This window comes from Streptomyces sp. 13-12-16, assembly GCF_002114215.1.
Classification (GTDB): Bacteria; Actinomycetota; Actinomycetes; order Streptomycetales; family Streptomycetaceae; genus Streptomyces.
In genome coordinates this window covers 1-3,724 of record NZ_NCTE01000195.1, presented here as the reverse complement: position 1 = coordinate 3,724, position 3,724 = coordinate 1, and the positions used below count along the sequence as shown (strand labels likewise).

Sequence of the window (3,724 nt, the reverse complement as noted above, 5' to 3'; positions counted from 1 at the left end):
CGGCGAACGACGCGGAGGCGGAGCGGCAGGGCGCGGGGGCCGCCATCGCCGACCTGTTCGGCGCCGTGGCCGCCGCCCGTACCCCGGTCACCACGCTGGTCGTCGGCGAGGGCGGCTCCGGCGGCGCGCTGGCCCTCGCGGCCCCCGGCAACACCTGGGCCACCCCGGACAGCTACTTCTCGGTGATCGCCCCGGAACTCGCGGCGGCCATCCTCAAACGGCCCCCGGAGGAGGTGGAGAACACCGCGGACCGGCTCCGCGTCCGCCCGCAGGACCTGGTGGAGCTGGGGGTGGTCCGGGGGGTCGTGGGACCGGCGGACCGTACGGAGGAGCACCCGGCCGACTGACCCCGTGACACATCAAACACCGGGCGTAACATAGGAGTTCACCGCAGTCGCACACCACGGGGAGCACGTCGCGCCATGGACGGGTTGATGCAGTTCACGACGGAGAGTGGCGCCCAGGTCGTGGTGGAGGGCGTGCAGGACGAGTCCGGGGCCCGGCTCGTCTCCCGCGGCAACGGCCCGGCCCAGGCGGCGCGCACCTTCGAGGGTTCCCTGGAGGGCGTACGGGCGGCGGCCGAGTCCGCGCTGCGGGTGTTCCGCGACGGTTCCCTCAAACCGGACGCGGTGGAGCTGGAGTTCGGGGTGAAACTGACCGCGGAGGCCGGTGCCGTCATCGCCAAGGGCTCGGCCGAGGGGCACCTGGTCGTCAAGCTCAGCTGGGCGCCCGACCAGGCCGGGACGACCGCGGAGGCCGCCGACCGTCGATGAGCAGAACTGCCTGGCACACCCGGATCCGGTGCGGCAACGAGACCGGCGCGGGCTTCCTCGTCTCCGCACGTCACGTGCTCACCTGCGCCCACGTCGTCGCGGCGGGCGACACGTCCCCGGTGACCGTGGGTTTCCCGAACCGCGTCGACCTGGGTGAGGTCACCGCCACGGTGGTCGTCCACGGTGGCTGGCGGGGCGGCGACACCGACCCCGGTGACCTGGCCGTACTGGAACTGGACCGGGAGGTGCCGCTCGCCCCGGCGGTCTTCGCGCCCCCCGGCGCCGAACGTGGCACTCCCTCCCCGGAACTGATCGCCTACGGCTTCCCCCGGGGCTACGACGAGGGCACCCTCGCACTGTACCGGGCGGTGCCGGGTCCGCTGATCGCCGACGAGTGGGTGCAGTTGGAGGCCGTCTCCGGGCACGGACAGCCGCTGGCCGACGGTTTCAGCGGGGCCGCGGTGACCCTGGCCGACGGCTCGGTGGTCGGGATGGTCACGGCGGTCGCGGGCGGCCGGGACGTCAGGGCCGGCCGGATGCTGCCCACGGAGGTCATGGCCCGCTACTGGAGCGGCCTGGGCGAGCTGGTCCCCACCCCCGGCCACGCGACGGACACGCGCAGACGTCTGTACACCCTGGTGCGGCGCGCCGAGCGGACGGGACTGCGCTGTGATCCGCACCGGCTGTACGTCGACGCCGTGGGCCCCTTCGGCCCGCCCCTGCCGGACGGCGGCTTCGCCTCGCTGGCGTCGGCGGCGGCGTACGTGCAGTGGGAGGTCCCGGAGCCGGAGGCCGTGGCCCGGTTCGCCGACCGGCTGCGCGACCTGCTGGACGGACCTCCCGCGCGGCCCTCGGCCTGGTCCCCCGTGGTCGTCGAGATCGAGCACAGCGGCGCCGGTCCGGACCAGGTCACCGTGGAGGTGTCCGCGTGCCTCGACGGACGGCGCCACCCCGTGGGCGCGCGCCGGCTGCCCCGCACCGGTGTGCGCGCCTACGTACAGGAGCGCATCGACGAGGCGGTCGCCCATCTTCCTCCGGGCGCGGAGGAGCTACTGGCCTTCGTGCTGCCGCGCGAGTGGCTGAACGAGCCGGTGGCGCACTGGGAGTGCGGCCCGGACGACCCCACCCCGCTCGGTTGTGCCTACCCGCTCGTCGTCGCGGACCGGTCCCGGCACCGCAGCAACCGGCTGCGCCACCAGCTCGGCAAGAAGTGGCAGAAACTGGACGCGGCCATGGGAGCGGCCGTGCACCGCGTCGAGTGCGGCACCCACGAGCGCCCGGCCGGCCTGCGCAAACGCCTGTGGGACGGTGGTGCCGAACTGGCCGGCTTCCCGGCGCCGCCCACCGCCGCCCGGCAGTACTTCGAGGTCGGTCTGAACGTCCCGGTGCCGGTACTGCTGTGGTCCCGCACCGGCTGCCCGGAGCCGGAGGCCGGTCACGAGGGCCCCTGCTCCGGCGGCACGTTCCTCGACGAGCTCACCGCGTCCGTCGCCGGCGTGCCGCCCGGTGAACTTCCGCAGCACGTCATGTCGTTGCGGCTGACGGCGGACGCCGCCGAGGAGCCGGACGGGCACTGGGCCAGGGACGTGCAACTGCTGTGGGACGACCCGCGCTGCTTCCCCGCCACCGCCGCGAGCCTGCACTCCCCCGTGGCCTGACCGACCACCGTCCCCGACCGGAGAAGAGCACCATGCCCCTGTGGCCCGTCTACACCGGCGCCGAGCAACCGCACGACGGCATCACACGGCTGCCACCGCCCCCGCCCTGGCGCGCCTTCGACGGCGGGCCGGTGCTGGACCCGCCGGACGAGGCCGCCGACACCGCCGCCGTCTCCCCCGACCGCACCCACCGCGCCATGACCTACCGGGCGACCCCGCAGACGGTCCAGCTGGTCAACGCGGCCCTGTACCTGCGCCGCCCGCTGCTGGTCACCGGCCCACCCGGCACCGGCAAGTCCTCGCTCGCCTACGCGGTCGCCCGTGAGCTGCGCCTCGGTCCGGTGCTGCGCTGGAACATCACCAGCCGCAGCACGCTGCACGACGGCCTCTACCAGTACGACCCGCTCTCCCGCCTGTACGCGGCGCGGCAGGGCGCCGGCCGCTCCGCGGAGCGGTCCGACGCGGCGGCCCGGGAGGCGGGCGACGGGACCGGCGTCGAGGACCACCTGCGCCTCGGTCCCCTGGGCACCGCCCTCCTCCCCTACGCCCGCCCCCGCGCCCTGCTCATCGACGAGATCGACAAGAGCGATCTCGACCTGCCCAACGACCTGCTGAACGTGCTGGAGGAGGGCCAGTACGAGATCCCCGAGCTGGTGCGCGCCGCCCGGCAGCTCCCACGGGCCGAGGTGATGGCCGACGGCACCGACGAGCGGGTCCCGGTGGAACGCGGCCGGGTGCGCTGCCGGTCCTTCCCGTTCGTCGTCCTCACCAGCAACGGTGAGCGGGAGTTCCCGCCCGCCTTCCTGCGCCGCTGCGTCACGCTGCGCCTGCGGCAGCCGGACGACGGCCATCTCGCCGGGATCGTCCGCGCGCACCTGGGCGAGCCGGACGCGTACGCGCGGGGCCTGATCGAGCGTTTCCTGTCCCGGGTCGGCGCCGGCGACCTGGCCACCGACCAGCTCCTCAACGCGATCTACCTCGCCCGGTCCTCCGGTCTCGACGTCGACTCCCTGGACGAACTGGCGGAGCAGCTGATGCCGTATCTGGGCCAGGCCCCGCGGTCCGATGCCTTCTGACCCGGGTCCCGGCGCCGCGGACGCCCCCGACCCGCTGGCCCGCCTGGCCGGCGTACTGACCGAGGCGTCCGGAGGCGTCCGTCCCACCCCGCTGGAACTGGCCGAACTCCTCTGGCTGGCCGGAACCATGGACACCGGCACGTCCGGCGCCCCGCCCGCACGGCCGCGCCCCGAGCCGGCCCCGGGCCCCGCGGCCGGACCCCCACCGGGGGCCGGG

General features: G+C 75.0%; 3 protein-coding genes and 2 pseudogenes. All 5 read left to right on the top strand.

Annotated features, from left to right (window positions below; genetic code table 11):
* A pseudogene (locus B7767_RS08855) lies at nt 1–347 on the top strand (acetyl-CoA carboxylase); the annotation flags it as partial.
* Nucleotides 348–422: 75 nt separating this feature from the next.
* Nucleotides 423–773: a CU044_2847 family protein gene (locus B7767_RS08850; protein ID WP_085571689.1), complete on the top strand. Its 351-nt coding sequence runs from the start codon at nt 423–425 to the stop codon at nt 771–773.
* On the top strand, nt 770–2,431 hold the full coding sequence (locus B7767_RS08845) for a trypsin-like peptidase domain-containing protein (protein WP_085571688.1): 1,662 nt from the start codon (nt 770–772) through the stop codon (nt 2,429–2,431). Before B7767_RS08850 ends, B7767_RS08845 begins: the two co-directional genes overlap by 4 nt.
* Nucleotides 2,432–2,463: 32 nt before the next feature.
* Nucleotides 2,464–3,507: a MoxR family ATPase gene (locus B7767_RS08840; RefSeq protein ID WP_085571687.1), complete on the top strand. Its 1,044-nt coding sequence runs from the start codon at nt 2,464–2,466 to the stop codon at nt 3,505–3,507.
* A pseudogene (locus tag B7767_RS08835) lies at nt 3,497–3,724 on the top strand (hypothetical protein); the annotation flags it as partial. The gene B7767_RS08840 and the pseudogene B7767_RS08835, both read left to right, overlap by 11 nt.

Excerpts from the sequence above, each read along its gene's own strand:
- B7767_RS08850 (WP_085571689.1), top strand. The coding sequence starts at position 423 with ATGGACGGGTTGATGCAGTTCACGACGGAGAGTGGCGCCCAGGTCGTG.
- B7767_RS08845 (WP_085571688.1), top strand. The coding sequence starts at position 770 with ATGAGCAGAACTGCCTGGCACACCCGGATCCGGTGCGGCAACGAGACC.
- B7767_RS08840 (WP_085571687.1), top strand. The coding sequence starts at position 2,464 with ATGCCCCTGTGGCCCGTCTACACCGGCGCCGAGCAACCGCACGACGGC.